The organism is Pseudomonas sp. NPDC087612 (assembly GCF_044743505.1).
In the GTDB taxonomy this organism is placed as follows: Bacteria; Pseudomonadota; Gammaproteobacteria; order Pseudomonadales; family Pseudomonadaceae; genus Aquipseudomonas.
Genome location: NZ_JBIUWO010000003.1, coordinates 20,191 through 36,331, shown reverse-complemented (window position 1 = coordinate 36,331; position 16,141 = coordinate 20,191). Strand labels below are relative to the sequence as shown.

The window sequence follows — 16,141 nt, the reverse complement described above, 5'->3', positions numbered from 1 at the left end:
GGTAGACGCGATCATGCAAGCAAGCCTGTGCAAGCGGCAAAAAGGCGCGGCAGCCCTCGAGTTTGTCGCGGTATTCGTGATCTTCTTCGCGGTCTTCTACGGGGTGGTCAGCTACGGTCTGCCGATGCTGATGCTGCAATCGTTCAACCAGGCCAGCAGTGAAGCGGTACGCCGCTGTGTGGCGCTGGATCCTGCCAGCGCCACTTACGGCGCTGATGTCGAGGCGCTGGCCAAGCGCGTGCTCGGCGAGCAACTGGCGTGGATGCCAGCGCCGTTGGCTTTCCAGTTCAGCAGCGATGCCAAGGTTGTCCTTACCCCGGGCAAGCTGCTGACGGTGAAGATCAACTACGCCAAGAGCAAACTGACCGCGGTATTGCCGGTACTGAAACTGCCGGGCATCGGTGAGGTGCCGCGCCTGCCCGACAGCCTCAAGGCCGAAGCGAGCCTGCAGCTGTGAGTGGCGGGCAAAGCCTGTTCGAGCGCTGGCGCGGGCGCGCGGCGCCGGTCGAAGAGCCCGTGGCGCAAGCCCCCGAGGTGCCGGCGGTGGGCCTGCAACTGTGGCTCGATGGCGCGGCCAGGGTGTTGCGCCAGGCCGGCCCGCTGCGCGCGGCGCTGGCGCTGCCGACCCAGGCCGGGGTACGTCTGCACGACTACGTGCAGCCCTACAGCCTGCTGGTGCTCGAAGGCGAGCCGGCAGACTGGCAGGGGCAGCTTCTGGAACTGGACTTCAAGGCGGCCGGTGGCCACACCTTGCACACCCGCGGCTGGTTGCAAGCCCAGGGCGATGGCTGGTTGTTGCAACTATTCGATATCGGCGACCTGTTGCTGCACCGCCAGCAAGCCCTGGCTGCCGAGCGCCAGCAACACCTGACTGCGCACCTGGCCTGCGCCTTGCGCGCCTGCAGCATCGAACGCCTGCAAGCGGTGGCCGAAGAACAGCTCAACTGGCTGGTACGCCACTGGCGGGCCCGTGGCGCGGGAGTGCTGGTGCAAACCGAGCAGGGCTGGCAGATCTACGCCTGCAGTGGCGATGCGCTGCACTGGCTGCGTGACGAACAGCTTGCGCCGTTGCTCGATCGGCAGTTGCCGGCGAGCATGCTCAGCAGTGCCAGTGAGCCCGCGCTACAGACCCTGTTTCCAGGGCTGGCGACTTACCTGTTGGCGTTTGCCCAGGGCCAGGTCAACCAGGCCTGGCTGATCTGCATCGAGCCGCAAGAGGTGCTGCAGGCCGAGGATGCCCTGCTGGTCGCCGCCGCCTTTGTCGAACCGCTGCTCGCTCGCCTGGCGGCGCATCAACTGCATCAGCAGAGCGAACGCCTGGACAGCTTGCAGCTGCAACTGGGGGCTGGCTGGTGGCAATGGCGTCTGGACGAGCCGCAGTTGCATCTGGACCCGGCACTGGCCCAGAGCCTGGGCGTTCCGGCGGCGCTTACCCTTAACCAATGGCTGAGCCGCGTGCACCCGGCAGACCGCGAGGCGGTCCAGCTGGCGTTTGCCGAGCTGCAGCGCCAGGGCTGCGCCTTGCAACTGAGCCTGCGCCTGCTCGACCACAGCACCCAGGCGCAGCCGCGCTGGTATCGCTTGTGCGGCCAGGTGCACGGCAGCGGCGGCAATCGCCGGGTGCAGGGTTTTATGCTCGACATCAGCGACATCAAGGCGCAACAGCTGCAGGCCAGCGCTGCCCAGGCGCGCCTGGAAAACCTGATCGCCAGCTCGCCAGCGGTGATCTACATCCAGCGCTACGCCGAGGGCGCATTGCTCACCGAGTTCTGCAGCGCCAGCCTGACGCCGATGCTCGGCTGGCAGCCGCTGGCCGGCGAGCCCCTGCAACCGGGGCAGTGGCTGCACGCCGATGATCAGCTGCTGTGGCTGGAGCGCACGCGGATGCTCTTGCAGCACGGTCAGAGCCGCAGCCGCTATCGCCTGCGTGATCAGCATGGCGGTTATCACTGGGTACTGGATGAAGCGCGCCTGCTGCGCGATGACCTCGGTTTGCCGGTGGAGGTGGTGGGCATCTGGCTGGACGTCAGCGAGGCCACCGAGGCTGCGGAAAAAATGCGCCAGAGCGAGGAGCGCTATCGGGTGCTGGTCGAGGATTCACCGGCGATGATCTGTCGCTACCGGCCGGACCTGAGCCTGTTGTTCGGCAACCAGCCTCTGGCTGATTACCTGGAATGCCCGCCCGCGCAACTGGCCGGCGTGAACCTCGGCCAGTGGCTGTCCGCGACCCAGCGCCAGGCCTTTGTCGAACGCCTGGCGGGCTTGACCCCGGAGCAGCCGGTGAGCAGCGCCGAGATCTGCCTGCAACTGCCAGGGCGCGAGCATGCCTGGTGGTTGTGGTCTGATCGCGGGTTATTCGACGAGCACGGCCAGTTGCAGGAAATCCAGGCGGTGGGCCGCGACAACACGCAAGTGCGGCGCACCCAGCAGCAACTGCTGCAAAGCGCGAAAATGGCCACCCTCGGCGAAATGGCCACCGGCCTTGCCCATGAGATCAACCAGCCGCTCAACGTCATGCGCATGGCCGTGGTCAATGCGCTCAAGCGTCTGGAAAACGGCAACGCCGAGGTCGACTACCTGCAAGACAAACTAAAACGTATCGATGCCCAGGTGCTGCGCGCCTCCAAAGTAGTCGACCACATGCGCGTGTTCGGTCGGCGTTCGGAGCTTGAGCAGCAACCGTTCGCGCCCTGGCAGGCGGTGGAGGGCGCCCTGTCGTTGCTGGCCGACGGTTTGCGCGGCAAGGGCGTGGAACTGCGCGTGCAGGCCCCCGGGCAGCAGCTACAGGTCAGTGGTCATCAGGATCAGCTGGAGCAGGTGCTGATCAACCTGCTGGTCAACGCCCGCGATGCCCTGCTGGCCCGCCGCGAGCAGCACCGCGAGCTGCAGCCGTGGATCTCCGTGGGGCTTGAGCGGGAAGGGCAGCACGTACGGCTGCTGGTCGAGGACAACGGCGGCGGCATCGAGCCGCGTTTGCTCGAACGCATCTTCGAGCCGTTCTTCACCACCAAGCCGGTGGGCGTTGGCACTGGCCTGGGGCTGTCGGTGAGCTACGGCATCATCGACACCATGGGCGGCAGCCTGAGTGTCGAGAACGCCGAGCTGGGGGCGCGGTTCTGTATCGAGTTGCCGGTCTACAGCACCAGTTGAGCGCGGGAGCTGGAGCAGGTCAGGTTGGCACTGACCTCGACCGTGTTCAGGTCGATGCCGAGAACCTTGAGCAAGGCGTTGAGCAGGGGATCGACCAGCGGGCTGAGCAGGTTCTTGATCATCGGTTTGAGGATATTCGTCACCCCGGTCAGCACGCTGCTGGCAACACTGAGGATCTCGCCCAGCACATCACCGTTCTGTGGTTTGTAGACCTGCAAAGGAAGGGTATCGATGGTGGTGCTCAGGCTTTGCACCACGTTGATCGGTTGCATGCTCAGGTAAGGCGCAGGCTTGCCGATCTCCGGCAGGTTGGCGCCACTGAACAGCAGGTTCTCGTGGCGTGACAGTACCTGCAGCGGATCCGGCTTGATGCCCACGCCCCCGCCTACCCAGGGCACCCGGGTTGCGCATTTGGGAAACAGCCCGAGCACACTGGTGCAGATGTTGGTACCGATATCGATCAGCGGGATCGGGGTGACCGTGCCGCTACCGGTGCTGAAGAAGGTCGCCGGGTTGTCGATCTTGCCGATGGTGACCGTGGCTGCCGCGCTGTCGGTTGACGCAGTCAATTGCTTGTCGGGGCTGCAGCGGTAGGCGCTGACACGGCTGGTCGCCTTGACCGTGTCGATGCTGATATCAATGCGTGCAGCTTTGCTCAGGGCTTCGATGTCACTGACCTTGCACGGCACACCGAGTGCGCAGGTCAGGGACTGTACGGTGCCCAGCAGGTTCAGGTGCAGCAGGTTGTTAAGGATATTGGTCAGCGGTGCGGCCAGCTTCAGCACTTCCGTGACGATGCCGCCGAGGGTATCGACTACCGGCGTATTCAGCGACACCAGGGTGCGGATCTGTGCAGTCTGCACGCTGATGTCGTCGGTCTGTGGATTGCCGATGGCGGAAATTCGCGGCGGCTCGATGACCTTGATCTGCACCTTGCCGCTGACCAGCCCCAGGGCATTGAAGGGCAACTCGACCGAAGCGGCATTGTACTTGTCGGCCAGCAGGATCACCCCTTGCACCAGTTGCAGCAATTGCAGGCTGGTGTCCAGCCCGGCCTTGGCGGTGCCGGCCTGGATATCGAGGATTTCGTTGAGCTTGAGCACGCGGTTGTCATCGGTGGCGACGGTGAGCTTGCCCAGGTTGGTGGCGACGTCGATGGCGGTGTTGCTGCCTTGTTTGAATACGTCGATTGCCGCCTGGATCAGTTGCGTGGCCGACAGCTGCTTACCCAGCAGCTCGTCGTAGTTGCCGGCTTGTACACTGACGTTAATTGCCAGTTGGTCCAGGTACTTGAGCAGGTTGATATCCGTGTTGGCCAGGCCTTGCCAGCCCAGGGCATCCAGTTGCACCCGCCCACCCAACGGATCGAGCAGGGCATTGAGCAATGCCGACTTGCGTGAGTCGATGTCGGCCAGGGTTGTACGGATGCGCAATACGGCCAAGGGTGGCTTCGGCGTCGCCGCCACGGCCTGGGCCGTGAGGTTGGTGGTGGTAGGCAGGGTATTGCCGCGAACCAGCGCCTGCACCCCGGCGGCGATGCTGGTGGGCACGCTGTTCTGGGCGATAACCCTGATCGCATCGTTGCGTGCGGGGTTGACGGTAAAACGGCGCAGGCTGTCGACGCCGGTCTGCAGGGTGCCGCAAGCGGTGGCCAGGGTTCGCCCTTCGGCCAGGGTAAAACCATTGCGGCTGGCGCTGGTTTGGGCCAGGGCAGCGGCCTGGGGCCCGGGGCCGCTGCACACGGCGCTTTGCCCGGCTGCCTCCAGTGCCGCCATATCGACCACCCGCTGCAACTTGCGCTGCTCCAGGTAGAGCCGCCCGCTGTCGACCACCAACAGCCCGAACAATAAGGCCATGCCCAGGGTCAGGGCGGCGATCAAGCCGATGGCGCCACGTTGCCGTGCTGGAAAGCGAGTAGACACGAGCACTCCTTTGCCGGCCCAAGGCCGCGCGGGGCAGCAGCAGTGCAAAGGAGTGTAGACAAGATAATGGCCAGTCGCCTGCATGGCGACTGGCGGGTGGGGTTCAGCGTGGCGGGTAGTTGCCCATCAGCTTGGCGACGGTGTTCTGGATGGCCGAGTTGCGTTCTTCCGGGCTTGGCGGGTAGTTGTTCATGATCTGTTCGGCACTGCCGCGCCATACCAGCTTGCCGTCGCGGGCGTCGAACAGGTCAACCTGGATGGTTGCCACCTTGTAGTCGACGCTGCGGGTTTCGTTGTACATCGGCCCACCCCAGTAGCCGCCCCAGTAGCCACCCCAGGCGCCGCCATAATTGGTCGTGACTTGTTGCTGGCGGTTCTCGACGATCAGGTAGGACTGCACCTTGAGGTCCGGGCGGCTGTTGCCCTGGGCCGGGCGCAGGCCACGCTGGTCAAGCTGGCCGGCCACCGCCTGGCGGATGCGTTGTTCGGTGAGGTCGCTCTTGATCCGCGGATCATCCGGGCGGTATTGCAGCCCCGGCTCTTGCCAGGCCCAACTGCGGTAAGCGGCGAAGTCGCGGCTGGCATCGAAATCCTGGGTGACATTGTTGCTCTGGCAGGCGCCGAGCAGCAGCGCGAGCGAGAGTAAAGCGAGACGGCGCAACATGATGGTTCTCCGATTACCTTTAACTGGGAGGATAGCTGGCCAGGGCCTTTTGCACCGATTCGCGCACCGCGTCCGCGCGCTTGCCCTGGGAGTCCTGGCTGGCGGTCTCGGCACTGGCGCTCCAGACTGGCTGGCCGTCGCGGGCGTCATACAGCTCGACGTGCACCACCATCACTTCGACCTCGTATGTGCGCACCAGCGGCACGCTGGCGTAGGCCCCGTAGCCATTGTGATAGCGGCCAAAACTGCCGTAGCCGCCGTAACCACCATAGGGGTAGTTGTCGTAGGGGTAGTAGTCTTCGCGCACCTGGCGCAGGCGCCGTTCCAGGCGCAGGTCGGCGCTCACCAGCAGGTCGCCTGCCTGGCCATTGCGCGCCGGGCGCAGGCCGCGCTGGTCGAGGGCGTTGCTGACCGCATCGGCCAGCTGTGCAGGCTCTGCATAGGTGCTGCCCGCCGGCAACTGGCCGTTGAGCCAGGCCCAGCTGCGGTAGCGGGCGTAGTCGCGCGGCGCGGCCGGGTAGGCGCTGGCATCGAAGGTCGTGGCGGCCTGTGCGGGGGCCGGGGGCAACGGGCGGGAGCTGGCCACATACGGGTTGCTGCCCTGGCAGGCGGCCAAGGCCAGGCACAGCAGGCCCAGGGTCAAACGGTACGGCATGTCACCCTCCCGGTGGGTGCGCTTCAGCGCGGTCGGCAGATCCAGTGCAGGTAGCGGCCCAGGCCGGCGAAGGCCGGGTGACGTCGATGCGCCAGCTCCATTTCCAGCAGGTCGAGCAGCTCGGCCTTGGCCTGGAAATCGCGGGGCATGTAGTCGTGGAAAACCCGCACGCCACTTTCACTTTCGACCTGCCACAAGCCTTCAAGTTGCGCCTTGAGCGTGCGTGGATCAAGTGGTTTTTGCGGGGTCAGGCTCTGCTTTTCACCGGCCAGCTCGTTGCTGCGCAACTTGCGGAAATGGCCCTTGAGCAGGTTGCGGTACACCAGCGCGTCGCGGTTGTAGAACGCCAACGACAGCAGGCCATCGGTGCGGGTCAATTGATGCAGCACCGGCAGGATGGCCTCAGGTTCGGCCAGCCATTCCAGTACCGCGTGGCACAGCACCAGGTCATAGGGCTCGGTCAACTGGCCGAGCAGGTCCTGCCACGGTGCCTGGATGAAGGTGGCTTGCTGGCCGGCTTCGGCAAAGCGCTCTCGGGCGCCGTCGAGCATCGGCGCGGCGGGTTCGGCCAGAGTCACCTGGTGCCCGCGCTGGGCCAGCCACAGCGACATATGACCCAGGCCCGCGCCGATATCCAGTACCCGCAGCGGGCGATCAGGGAGCGCTTCGGCGAGGTCCGCCTGGAGTACTGCCAGGCGGATCGCGCCTTTGGCACCGCCATAGATTTTTTCGGCAAAACGGGTCGCCAGCTCATCGAAGTGACGGTCGTTCATTTGGCAAAACGCCTTTCGCTGTCGGCCAGTTTGCTTCTGACCACCTGCTCCATGTCCAGGCCCAGCTCGCTGCACAGCAGCAACAGGTAGAGGACGATATCGCCGACTTCCTGGCCGGCGTGTTCCAGCTGCTCGGGCGGTAACTGGCGCGACTGGTCTTCAGTCAGCCACTGGAAAATTTCCACCAGCTCGGCCATCTCGACGCTGGCGGCCATGGCCAGGTTCTTCGGGCTGTGAAAGCCGCGCCAATCGTTGTTGTCGCGGATGCGGTGCAGGCGTTCGGTCAGTTCTTGCAAATTCATCGGGGCTCTCCTCAAGCGGCATAGCTTCAGGCGGGCGCCGTCGCAACGCAAGAGGGCGCTGTCAGCTCAGTGGCCGCCAGGCGCCGCGCATGTGCACCAGCTCGCCATGGCCGTCGAGCTGCAACTGGCCCTCGGCCGCGGCCGGGCTGGCATTGAGGATCACCTCGCTGGGCAGGCGCACCGGTTTAACGAAGCCCACCCCTATCTCATAGCCACTGACCGGCAGGTGCCCGCGCAAGGCGGCCAGGGCCATGGCCTTGCTCCACATGCCATGGGCAATGGCGGTAGGAAAGCCGAACAGCTTGGCGCTGGCGGCACTGAGGTGGATCGGGTTGTAGTCGCCGCAGACTTTGGCGTAACGCCGGCCGATATCGCTGTCGGCGTACCAGCGGGTCAGTTCGCTCAAGGGCAGGGTTTCGGGCTCGTCTACCGCAGGCGCGTCGCCGCTCAGTTTCAGCCCTCGGCAGAGCATGCGGCTGGTTTCGGACCAGATCAGGCCGAGGCCGTCTTCGGCTTCGGTGATCAGGTCGCAGGTGGCGCCTTTTTCATGGGGCTGCAGGTTCTCTACATGCACGCTAAAACGCAGGCGACTGATGCCGCCCAGCGGGCGCAGCACACGAATGCTGTTGTGCAGGTGCACCAGCCCCAGCAGCGGCAAGGGAAAGTCCTTTGCGGTCAACAACTGCATCTGCAGGGCGAAGGCCATGACATGCGGGAAGGTCGGCGGCAGGCGCCCGTCGTCGCTGAAATGGCAGAGTTTGCGGTAAGCCTCAAGCTGCTGCGGGTCGACGCTCAAGTGGCAGCGCAAGCCAGTGCCGGGCAGGCGGTCGCCGCTGATCTTGCGCTTGCGCGCGGCGCGCAGGTACAGCCCGGAAAGCGCCGCCGTGCTGCCCAACTCGATCCATGTGCGGCTCATGTTCAGGCCCCCATCACGGCTTGGCCGCAAACCCGCAGCACCTGGCCATTGACCGCGCCGCTGCCCGGTTGCGCCAGCCACGCCACCGCTTCGGCGACATCCTCGGGCAGGCCGCCCTGGCCCAGCGAACTCATGCGTCGCCCCGCTTCGCGCAGGGCGAAGGGAATTGCCGCGGTCATGCGTGTTTCGATAAACCCGGGGGCCACGGCGTTGATGCTGGCGCCGCGCTCGGCCAGCTTCGGTGCCCAGGCCTGGGCCAGGCCGATCAGCCCGGCTTTGCTGGCGGCGTAATTGGCCTGGCCACGGTTGCCGGCGATGCCGCTGATTGAAGCGAGCAGCACGATACGTGCGTTGTCGTGCAGGGCGCCGCTGTCGAACAGCGCCTGGGTCAGCAGTTGCGGGGCCTTGAGGTTGACCGCCAGCACTGAGTCCCAGAATTCCGGGGTCATGTTGGCCAGGGTCTTGTCGCGGGTAATGCCGGCGTTGTGCACGACGATGTCGATGCCGTCGGGCAGTCCTTCAAGCAATTGTGCCGGGGCGTCCGTCGCGCAGATGTCCAGGGCCAGGCTGCGCCCGCCCAGGCGCGCGGCCAGGGCCTCGAGGTCGGCCTTGGCCGGCGGTACATCGAGCAGGATCACTTCGGCGCCATCGCGGGCCAGGGTTTCGGCAATCGCCGCACCGATGCCACGGGCGGCGCCGGTGATCAGCGCCTTGCGCCCGGCCAGCGGCCGGCTCCAGTCCTGGACCGCTGTGCCGCAGGCCTCCAGGCGCAGGACCTGGCCAGAGATGAACGCACTTTTGGGCGAAAGAAAGAATCGCAGGGCGCCTTCGAGTTGATCTTCGGCCGCTTCGTTCACATACAACAGTTGCAGGGTGCCGCCGGCGCGCAGTTCCTTGGCCAGCGAGCGGCTGAAGCCTTCGAGGGCACGCTGGGCAACCTGCGCCAGCGGGTCATCGAGTTGTTCCGGGGCGCGGCCGAGAATGACGATATGGGCGCTGGGCGCCAGGCTGCGCAGCAGCGGCTGGAAGAATTCGCGCAATTGCTTGAGCTGGTCGATATCGTCCAGTTCGCTGGCATCGAACACCACCGCCTTGAGCTTGGGCCCCAAGCCTGCCACCCATTCGCTGGCCTCAAGGTCGGGGCTGGCAAAGCTGTACAACTCATCGGTCAGGCGCTTGGCGAAGGTTTCGACGGTCTTCGCCAGCGACCCGCCACCGAGCAGCAGGGCGCCCTCGATCGGCCGCAGGCGGCCGGCTTGCCAACGTTCCAGGCGCGCCGGGCTGGGCAGGCCGACGGCACCTACCAGACGGCGGCCAAGGTCGGAGTTGGCGAAGTCGATATAGCGGTCGCTCATGTGCGGTTCTCCCTGAAATAGCTTCAAAGTGTGGACCATGATTGGCCATTGGTCGTTCGACTGGGCAAAAAACACCTACGCTGTAGCGGACCGTTTCGTAAAAGAGGATGTTACGTATGCGCTCATTGCGCCGGGTCGCGATCATTGGCGGCAATCGAATTCCGTTCTCCCGCTCCAACGGCCCTTATGCCAAGGCCAGCAACCAGGCAATGTTCACCGCTGCCCTCGAAGGGCTGATCGAGCGCTACAGCCTGCATGGCCTGCGTTTGGGCGAGGTGGTGGGCGGCGCGGTGCTCAAGCATTCGCGTGACATGAACATCAGCCGCGAAAGCGTGCTCGGCTCGCGGCTATCGCCGCAGACCCCGGCCTACGACGTGCAACTGGCCTGTGGCACGGGGCTGGAAACGGCGCTGCTGGTGGCCAACAAGATTGCCCTGGGGCAGATCGACAGCGCCATTGCCGGTGGCGTCGACACCACCTCCGATGCACCGATTGCGGTCAATGAAGGGCTGCGCCAGATACTGCTGCAAGCCAACCGCGCGCGCAGCACCGCCGACAAGCTCAAGGCCTTCTTGCACCTGCGCCCCGGGCATTTGAAGCCCGAGTTACCGCGCAATGGCGAAGCGCGCACCGGCCTGTCCATGGGCCAGCACTGCGAGCTGATGGCGCAGACCTGGCACATCCCCCGCCAGGATCAGGATGAACTGGCCCTGCGCAGCCACCACAACCTGGCCGCGTCGTTTGCCGAAGGCTGGCACGACGACCTGCTGACCCCGTTCCTGGGCCTGACCCGCGACAACAACCTGCGCCCGGACCTGACCCTGGAGAAACTCGCCAGCCTCAAGCCGGTGTTCGAGCGCAGCGACAAGGGCACGCTGACACCCGGCAACGCCACACCGCTGACCGACGGCGCCTCGGTGGTGCTGCTGGGCAGTGAAGACTGGGCCCGCGAGCGCGGCTTGCCGGTGCTGGCCTATCTGGTCGATGGCGAAACCGCCGCGGTGGATTTCGTCAAAGGCCATGAAGGGCTGCTGATGGCCCCGGCCTATGCCGTGCCCCGCTTGCTGGCGCGCAACGGCCTGAGCCTGCAGGATTTCGACTACTACGAAATCCACGAAGCCTTTGCCGCGCAGGTGCTGTGCACCCTCAAGGCCTGGGAAGACCCCGAGTACTGCAAGACCCGCCTGGGCCTGGATGCCCCACTGGGCTCAATCGACCGCAGCAAGCTCAACGTCAAGGGCAGTTCGCTGGCTGCCGGGCATCCCTTCGCCGCCACCGGCGGGCGCATTCTGGCCAACATGGCCAAGCTGCTGGCCAATGCCGGCAAGGGCCGTGGCCTGATCTCGATCTGCGCCGCCGGCGGTCAGGGGGTAACGGCGATCATCGAGCGTTGACCAGCGCCGCCGGGCTGGCTTGCCGGGCCGGGCGACTGGCGTAGTGCTCGGCCATGATCGAGCAGACGATCAGCTGCAACGGGTGGTAGATCATGATCGGCAACAGGATCAGCCCCAGCCCCGGGTGCCCGGCGAAAATCAGCGCGGCCATCGGTGCGCCAGCAGCGAGGGATTTTTTGCTGGCACAGAATACCGCCGCAATCTCGTCCGCCGGGCTGAAGTTCAGGGCCCGCGCGGTGCGGGTGGTCAGCAGCAGAATCAACCCCAGCAGCACGGCGCTGCCCACCAGGGCCATGGCGATTACCGAGGCGCCTTGCTGCTGCCACATGCCCGAAACCATCGAGTTGCAGAACGCCGCATACACCAGCAGCAGGATCACCAGCTTGTCCATGACATTGGTGTAGCGCTTGTGCCGGGCGAAAAAGCGCCCCAACCAGGGCCGCAGCAACTGGCCGAGCAGCAGCGGCAGCAACAGGAGTGCGCACAGGTCGAGCAGGGTTGCGCCCAGATCAATGCCGTCGCTGCCGCTGCCGAGCACCAGGCTCACCAGCCAGGGGGTGAGGAAGATGCCTAGCACGCTGGACAGGCTGGCATTGAGGATCGCCGCCGGCACGTTGCCGCCGGCACTGCCGGTCAGTGCCACCGACGAGGAAATGGTTGAGGGCAGGGCACACAGATAGAAGAAACCCAGCATCAGCAGCGCCGGCAACTGGCTGCCGAGCACTTTATTGCCCAGCCACCACAGCAGCGGGAAGACCAGGAAGGTAAAGCCCTGGACCATCAGGTGCAGGCGCCAGTTCTTCAGGCCGTGGCGGATCTGTTCACTGGACAGGTTGATGCCGTGCAGGAAGAACACCAGGAACACGCCGGCATTGATCACCACCTCGGCGTGCAGCGCCCCGCCGCTACGGCCGAACTGCGGGAACAGCCAGGCGAGGAAGGTCGCCAGGAACATGCCGCAGAGGAACCAGTCGGTTACCACGCGTTTGAGGTGTTTGAGCGCTTGCATAGGCGGGCCTGCGAATCATTTTGTATTCATTGAGCCCAGAGGCTACGCTCGACAAGTGATTACCGTCTTGCGACATAAGGCCAACTGATGCCGAGTAACGGACAAAAATCGACCGCCCGGGCGATTCCCCAGCTGCAGCGCTTGCCCCGGCCCCTGTATGCCCGCGCTGAAAGCCTCGGTGCCGGCTCGTGGACGCCACGCCACCGGCATGACTGGGTGCAGTTCTCGTATGCGATCAGCGGCGTGCTCGGGGTCTATACCGCCGATGGCAGCTACTTTGCCCCGCCGCAGTGGGGGGTATGGATTCCGGCCGGAGTCGAGCATGAGGTGCTGACTTCGATGCAGGCTGAGATGCGCAGCCTGTATGTGCGCCGCGAAGAAGGCAGCTGGGCCCCGGGGCAGTGCCGGGTGCTGGAGGTGACACCGCTGGCCCGCGAGCTGATCAAGCAGTTCTGCCTGTTGCCGGTGGACTATGCCGAGGGCGACAGCGCCGAGGCGCGGCTGGTCGCGGTGTTGCTCGACCAGTTGCGGGCGCTGCCGGAGGTGGGCTTTTCGCTGCCGTTGCCGCAGCACCCGCGCTTGCTCGCACTGTGTAGCGAACTGCTCGAACAGCCCGAACAGGGCCAGACGCTCGCGCAGTGGGCGCAGCGCCTGAACACCTCGGAAAAAACCCTGACGCGCCTGTTCCAGCGCGAAACCGGCCTGAGCTTTCGCGGCTGGCGCCAGCGCATGCGCCTGTTGTCATCGCTGACTGCGCTGGAGGCTGGGCAGAGCGTCACCGAAGCCGCGCTGGGCTGCGGTTACGACTCCACTTCGGCCTACATCGCCGCCTTCAAGGGCCTGTTCGGCTTTACCCCGGGCGAGCTGCGCCTGTAGTCCTCAGGTGCGAAAGCGCCGTACCAGCGCATCCAGTTCGTTGGACAAGCCGGCCAGGCTCTGCGAGTCCTGGCGCGCCGAATTGGCCAGCTCCGCCACCAGCTGTGCATCACCATGGATCTGGCTGATATGGCGGTTGATGTCCTCAGCCACCTGGTGCTGCTCTTCGGCGGCGGTGGCGATCTGCGTGTTCATGTCGCGGATGATGTCCACCGACTCGCGGATCTGCCCGAAGCTGTTGCGCGCCTGGCCGATACGGCTGACCGACTGTTGCGACACTTCCAGGCTGGCGTGCATCTGCTGGGCCACTTCACTGGTGCGGTTGGCCAGGTTGCCGAGCAGGTGGTCGATCTCGGCCGTGGAGTCGGCGGTGCGCTTGGCCAGCGCCCGCACTTCGTCGGCGACCACGGCAAAGCCGCGGCCCTGTTCACCGGCGCGCGCAGCTTCGATGGCGGCGTTAAGGGCCAGCAGGTTGGTTTGCTCGGCAATCGAGCGGATGGTGCCGAGGATCGACTGAATGGCATTGCTGTCGCGCTCCAGTTGCTGCATCGACTGCGCCGACTGTTCGATCTCCTGACTCAGGCGATCAACGCTTTGCACTGCCGCGTCGATCTGCTGTTGGCCTTCGCGGGCCTGCTGCTGGCCGCTGTCGGCGGAATCGGCGGCCTGGCTGCAGGAGCGGGCGACTTCGTTGGCGGTGGCGACCATTTCGTGGAAGGCGGTCGAGACCATGTCCACCGCTTCGCGCTGGCGCCCGGCGGCTTCGGCCATGTCATGGGAAACCTGGGTCGAGCTGCTGGAGGTGGCGAGGATTTTGTTCGCCGCCTGGCCGATGCTCTGGATCAGGTTGCGGATCGCGGCCAGGAACTGGTTGAACCAGTTGGCCAGTTGTGCGGTTTCGTCGCGCCCGCGCACCTCCAGGCTGCGGGTCAGGTCGCCTTCACCCTGGGCGATGCCTTCCAGGCCGCTGGTGACGCTATGGATCGGGCGCACGATGAGCTTGGCAAAAGTCGCACCGACCAGGGCGAACACCGCCGCCAGCACGATGGCGATAGCGGCGACCAGCCAGGTCAGCTGGGTGGCGGTGTGCATCACTTCGTCATGGCGGATCAGGCCGATGAAATTCCAGCCCAGTTGCTCCGAAGGCCAGATGTTGGCCATGTAGCGTTCGCCGTCCAGCTCGACTTCGACCAGGCCCTTGCCGGCCTTGGCCAGTTGCGCGTATCCCTCGCCGAGGCTGCCCAGCTGCTTGAAGTTGTGCCCCGGATCGCGTGGGTCGACCAGCACGTTGCTGTTGTCTTCGAGCAGCATCAGGTAGCCGCTTTCACCGAGCTTGATCTGCTTGACGATCTCGGTCAGCTGCTTGAGCGAGACGTCGATATTGACCACGCCGCCGGGGTTGCCGAGCTGGTTGGCCACGGCGCGCACGGTGCTCACCAGCACGGCGTCATCGCCGGCCCAGTAATAGGCGTCGGTGCGCAGGGTCTTGCCCGGGGTGGCCATGGCCGCCTGGTACCAGGGGCGTTGGCGCGGGTCGTAGTTGGCCATTTTCGCATCGCCCGGCCAGAACGCGTAACCGCCATCGCTCAGACCGTAGGACACGTAGGAGTAGGCCGGATGACTGGCGGCGAGGCTGGCAAAGAAGTCGTAGAGTTTCTTGTCATGCTCGCCCAGGGCGATTTGCGCGGCATCGGCGCCCAAGTACTTTTTCACCTCGCCGCCGGTAGCGCTGACCAGTGGCTGGGCGGCCAGGTAGTCGACGTTCTGGCTGATGCCTTCGAAGAACAGTTGCATGGCGTTGGCCACCTGGCGGATCTCGCGGCTGCTGCCGTCGACGAAGCCTTCGCGGGCTTCACTGCGCAGGTTGAGGACCACCAGGGTGGCGACCAGAATCACCGGCAAGCCGGCGATTACGGCGAAGGCCCAGGTCAGTTTTTGTTTTATGTTCATCCGCGCTCCAGAATTTTTCTTGTAAACGTACGAGGCTGCTGCAGACTACATCGGCCGTGTGCTCTGGAAATAAAGTGTTACTTGGGGGAAATCCCCCGTGTTTATTGGTAATTGCCGAATTTTGTGACCGTTTGGTCGCCTTCGGGCAGAAAAAGAATGGCAAGTCAGGCTGATTGCCGTTACAACGCAGTGCGGTCTTGCTTCAGCGACAAGCAGGTTGCAGAACCTGTGACCTATAACAATCCCGTGTTTGGCCAGACAGGACCCCCGACAGAAACCGATGAAGACTCCAAAACGCATTGAACCGCTGGTTGAAGATGGACTGGTCGACGAAGTACTACGACCGCTGATGAGTGGCAAGGAGGCTGCGGTGTATGTGGTCCGCTGCGGTCGGGAGCTACGGTGCGCCAAGGTCTACAAAGAAGCCAACAAGCGCAGTTTCCGCCAGGCCGCCGAGTACCAGGAAGGCCGCAAGGTACGCAACAGCCGCCAGGCCCGGGCCATGGCCAAGGGCTCCAAGTTCGGCCGCAAAGAGGCAGAAGACGCCTGGCAGAACGCCGAAGTGGCGGCGCTGTTCCGCCTGGCCAATGCCGGTGTGCGGGTACCCAAGCCGTATGATTTTCTCGATGGCGTGCTGCTCATGGAGCTGGTCGCCGATGAACATGGCGACGCCGCGCCACGCCTGAACGACGTACACCTGGAGCCTGAACAGGCCCGCGAATACCACGCCTTCGTGATTCGCCAGATCGTGCTGATGCTTTGCACCGGCCTGGTCCATGGTGACCTTTCGGAGTTCAACGTGCTGCTCGGGCCAGACGGCCCGGTGATCATCGACCTGCCGCAAGCGGTCGACGCTGCTGGCAACAACCACGCGTTCAGCATGCTTGAGCGCGATGTCGGCAACATGGCCGCCTACTTCGGCCGTTTTGCCCCGGAGCTCAAGCAGACGCGCTATGCCCGTGAAATGTGGGCCCTGTACCAGGCCGGCAAGCTGCTGCCGGAAAGCCCGTTGACCGGGGTGTTCGCCGATGACGAGCACAGTGCCGACGTTGACGGTGTCATGCGCGAGATCGACGCGGCGCGCATCGATGAAGCCCGCCGGCGTGCGGCCAAGGCCGACGCCGAGCGGGGTACGGTCAAGGACGAAGAACCGGCGCCGCCCTGGCTCCAGTAAA

General features: G+C 64.9%; 14 protein-coding genes and 1 pseudogene. 5 read left to right on the top strand and 10 right to left on the bottom strand.

What is annotated here, in order from left to right; translation table 11 throughout:
• Window positions 1–13 precede the first annotated feature (13 nt).
• The gene (locus ACIOVF_RS06475; protein WP_045197053.1) at window positions 14–457 is read left to right on the top strand and encodes a TadE/TadG family type IV pilus assembly protein; all 444 of its coding nucleotides are present in this window, start codon (window positions 14–16) and stop codon (window positions 455–457) included.
• On the top strand, window positions 454–3,150 hold the full coding sequence (locus ACIOVF_RS06470; RefSeq protein ID WP_045197055.1) for an ATP-binding protein: 2,697 nt from the start codon (window positions 454–456) through the stop codon (window positions 3,148–3,150). Before ACIOVF_RS06475 ends, ACIOVF_RS06470 begins: the two co-directional genes overlap by 4 nt.
• Here the strand turns inward: ACIOVF_RS06470 and ACIOVF_RS06465 are convergent.
• The 7 genes from ACIOVF_RS06465 to ACIOVF_RS06435 all read right to left on the bottom strand — a co-directional run bounded on the left by ACIOVF_RS06465 (window position 3,135) and on the right by ACIOVF_RS06435 (window position 9,737).
• On the bottom strand, window positions 3,135–5,072 hold the full coding sequence (locus tag ACIOVF_RS06465) for a pilus assembly protein TadG-related protein (RefSeq protein ID WP_249744380.1): 1,938 nt from the start codon (window positions 5,070–5,072) through the stop codon (window positions 3,135–3,137). The two genes, ACIOVF_RS06470 and ACIOVF_RS06465, sit on opposite strands and share 16 nt — an antisense overlap.
• A gap of 103 nt (window positions 5,073–5,175) precedes the next feature.
• On the bottom strand, window positions 5,176–5,736 hold the full coding sequence (locus ACIOVF_RS06460; protein ID WP_045197057.1) for a DUF4136 domain-containing protein: 561 nt from the start codon (window positions 5,734–5,736) through the stop codon (window positions 5,176–5,178).
• A 19-nt stretch (window positions 5,737–5,755) separates the two neighbouring features.
• Complete coding sequence (locus ACIOVF_RS06455) at window positions 5,756–6,391, bottom strand: DUF4136 domain-containing protein (protein ID WP_045197059.1); 636 nt, start codon at window positions 6,389–6,391, stop codon at window positions 5,756–5,758.
• A 23-nt stretch (window positions 6,392–6,414) separates the two neighbouring features.
• Entirely contained in the window at window positions 6,415–7,164 is a 750-nt protein-coding gene (locus ACIOVF_RS06450; RefSeq protein ID WP_093376449.1) for a methyltransferase domain-containing protein, read from the bottom strand.
• On the bottom strand, window positions 7,161–7,466 hold the full coding sequence (locus ACIOVF_RS06445) for a MazG-like family protein (protein WP_045197063.1): 306 nt from the start codon (window positions 7,464–7,466) through the stop codon (window positions 7,161–7,163). The genes ACIOVF_RS06450 and ACIOVF_RS06445 overlap by 4 nt, the downstream gene beginning before the upstream one ends.
• A gap of 61 nt (window positions 7,467–7,527) precedes the next feature.
• Window positions 7,528–8,382, bottom strand: coding sequence for a MaoC family dehydratase (locus ACIOVF_RS06440; RefSeq protein WP_401288287.1), 855 nt, complete (start codon window positions 8,380–8,382; stop codon window positions 7,528–7,530).
• A gap of 2 nt (window positions 8,383–8,384) precedes the next feature.
• Complete coding sequence (locus ACIOVF_RS06435) at window positions 8,385–9,737, bottom strand: 3-oxoacyl-ACP reductase (protein WP_093376441.1); 1,353 nt, start codon at window positions 9,735–9,737, stop codon at window positions 8,385–8,387.
• A 116-nt stretch (window positions 9,738–9,853) separates the two neighbouring features.
• Here ACIOVF_RS06435 and ACIOVF_RS06430 point away from each other — a divergent pair, with 116 nt between their 5' ends.
• A complete protein-coding gene (locus ACIOVF_RS06430; RefSeq protein ID WP_401288284.1) occupies window positions 9,854–11,131 on the top strand; it encodes an acetyl-CoA C-acetyltransferase in 1,278 nt (425 codons plus the stop codon).
• On the opposite strand, the gene ACIOVF_RS06425 is transcribed toward ACIOVF_RS06430, so the two are convergent.
• Window positions 11,118–12,140, bottom strand: coding sequence for a bile acid:sodium symporter family protein (locus tag ACIOVF_RS06425; protein ID WP_401288281.1), 1,023 nt, complete (start codon window positions 12,138–12,140; stop codon window positions 11,118–11,120). The two genes, ACIOVF_RS06430 and ACIOVF_RS06425, sit on opposite strands and share 14 nt — an antisense overlap.
• Window positions 12,141–12,227: 87 nt before the next feature.
• Between ACIOVF_RS06425 and ACIOVF_RS06420 the strand changes: the two genes are divergently transcribed.
• Entirely contained in the window at window positions 12,228–13,016 is a 789-nt protein-coding gene (locus tag ACIOVF_RS06420) for an AraC family transcriptional regulator (protein WP_401288279.1), read from the top strand.
• Between the two features lie 3 nt (window positions 13,017–13,019).
• On the opposite strand, the gene ACIOVF_RS06415 is transcribed toward ACIOVF_RS06420, so the two are convergent.
• Both ACIOVF_RS06415 and ACIOVF_RS06410 read right to left on the bottom strand, forming a co-directional pair.
• Window positions 13,020–13,748 carry a methyl-accepting chemotaxis protein gene (locus ACIOVF_RS06415; protein ID WP_371128660.1) on the bottom strand — a complete coding sequence of 243 codons (729 nt, stop codon included), beginning with the start codon at window positions 13,746–13,748 and terminating at the stop codon, window positions 13,020–13,022.
• A 129-nt stretch (window positions 13,749–13,877) separates the two neighbouring features.
• A pseudogene (locus ACIOVF_RS06410) lies at window positions 13,878–14,810 on the bottom strand (cache domain-containing protein); the annotation flags it as partial.
• Window positions 14,811–15,246: 436 nt separating this feature from the next.
• Here ACIOVF_RS06410 and ACIOVF_RS06405 point away from each other — a divergent pair.
• Entirely contained in the window at window positions 15,247–16,140 is an 894-nt protein-coding gene (locus ACIOVF_RS06405; protein ID WP_045197075.1) for a PA4780 family RIO1-like protein kinase, read from the top strand.
• The last annotated feature ends 1 nt before the right edge of the window (window position 16,141 follow it).

Bases quoted from the DNA above. Each gene is read 5' to 3' on its own strand.
- ACIOVF_RS06460 (WP_045197057.1), bottom strand. From the start codon at position 5,736: ATGTTGCGCCGTCTCGCTTTACTCTCGCTCGCGCTGCTGCTCGGCGCC.
- ACIOVF_RS06420 (WP_401288279.1), top strand. From the start codon at position 12,228: ATGCCGAGTAACGGACAAAAATCGACCGCCCGGGCGATTCCCCAGCTG.
- ACIOVF_RS06430 (WP_401288284.1), top strand. From the start codon at position 9,854: ATGCGCTCATTGCGCCGGGTCGCGATCATTGGCGGCAATCGAATTCCG.
- ACIOVF_RS06405 (WP_045197075.1), top strand. From the start codon at position 15,247: ATGAAGACTCCAAAACGCATTGAACCGCTGGTTGAAGATGGACTGGTC.
- ACIOVF_RS06450 (WP_093376449.1), bottom strand. From the start codon at position 7,164: ATGAACGACCGTCACTTCGATGAGCTGGCGACCCGTTTTGCCGAAAAA.
- ACIOVF_RS06455 (WP_045197059.1), bottom strand. From the start codon at position 6,391: ATGCCGTACCGTTTGACCCTGGGCCTGCTGTGCCTGGCCTTGGCCGCC.
- ACIOVF_RS06435 (WP_093376441.1), bottom strand. From the start codon at position 9,737: ATGAGCGACCGCTATATCGACTTCGCCAACTCCGACCTTGGCCGCCGT.
- ACIOVF_RS06425 (WP_401288281.1), bottom strand. From the start codon at position 12,140: ATGCAAGCGCTCAAACACCTCAAACGCGTGGTAACCGACTGGTTCCTC.
- ACIOVF_RS06415 (WP_371128660.1), bottom strand. From the start codon at position 13,748: ATGGTCTCGACCGCCTTCCACGAAATGGTCGCCACCGCCAACGAAGTC.
- ACIOVF_RS06440 (WP_401288287.1), bottom strand. From the start codon at position 8,382: ATGAGCCGCACATGGATCGAGTTGGGCAGCACGGCGGCGCTTTCCGGG.
- ACIOVF_RS06475 (WP_045197053.1), top strand. From the start codon at position 14: ATGCAAGCAAGCCTGTGCAAGCGGCAAAAAGGCGCGGCAGCCCTCGAG.
- ACIOVF_RS06445 (WP_045197063.1), bottom strand. From the start codon at position 7,466: ATGAATTTGCAAGAACTGACCGAACGCCTGCACCGCATCCGCGACAAC.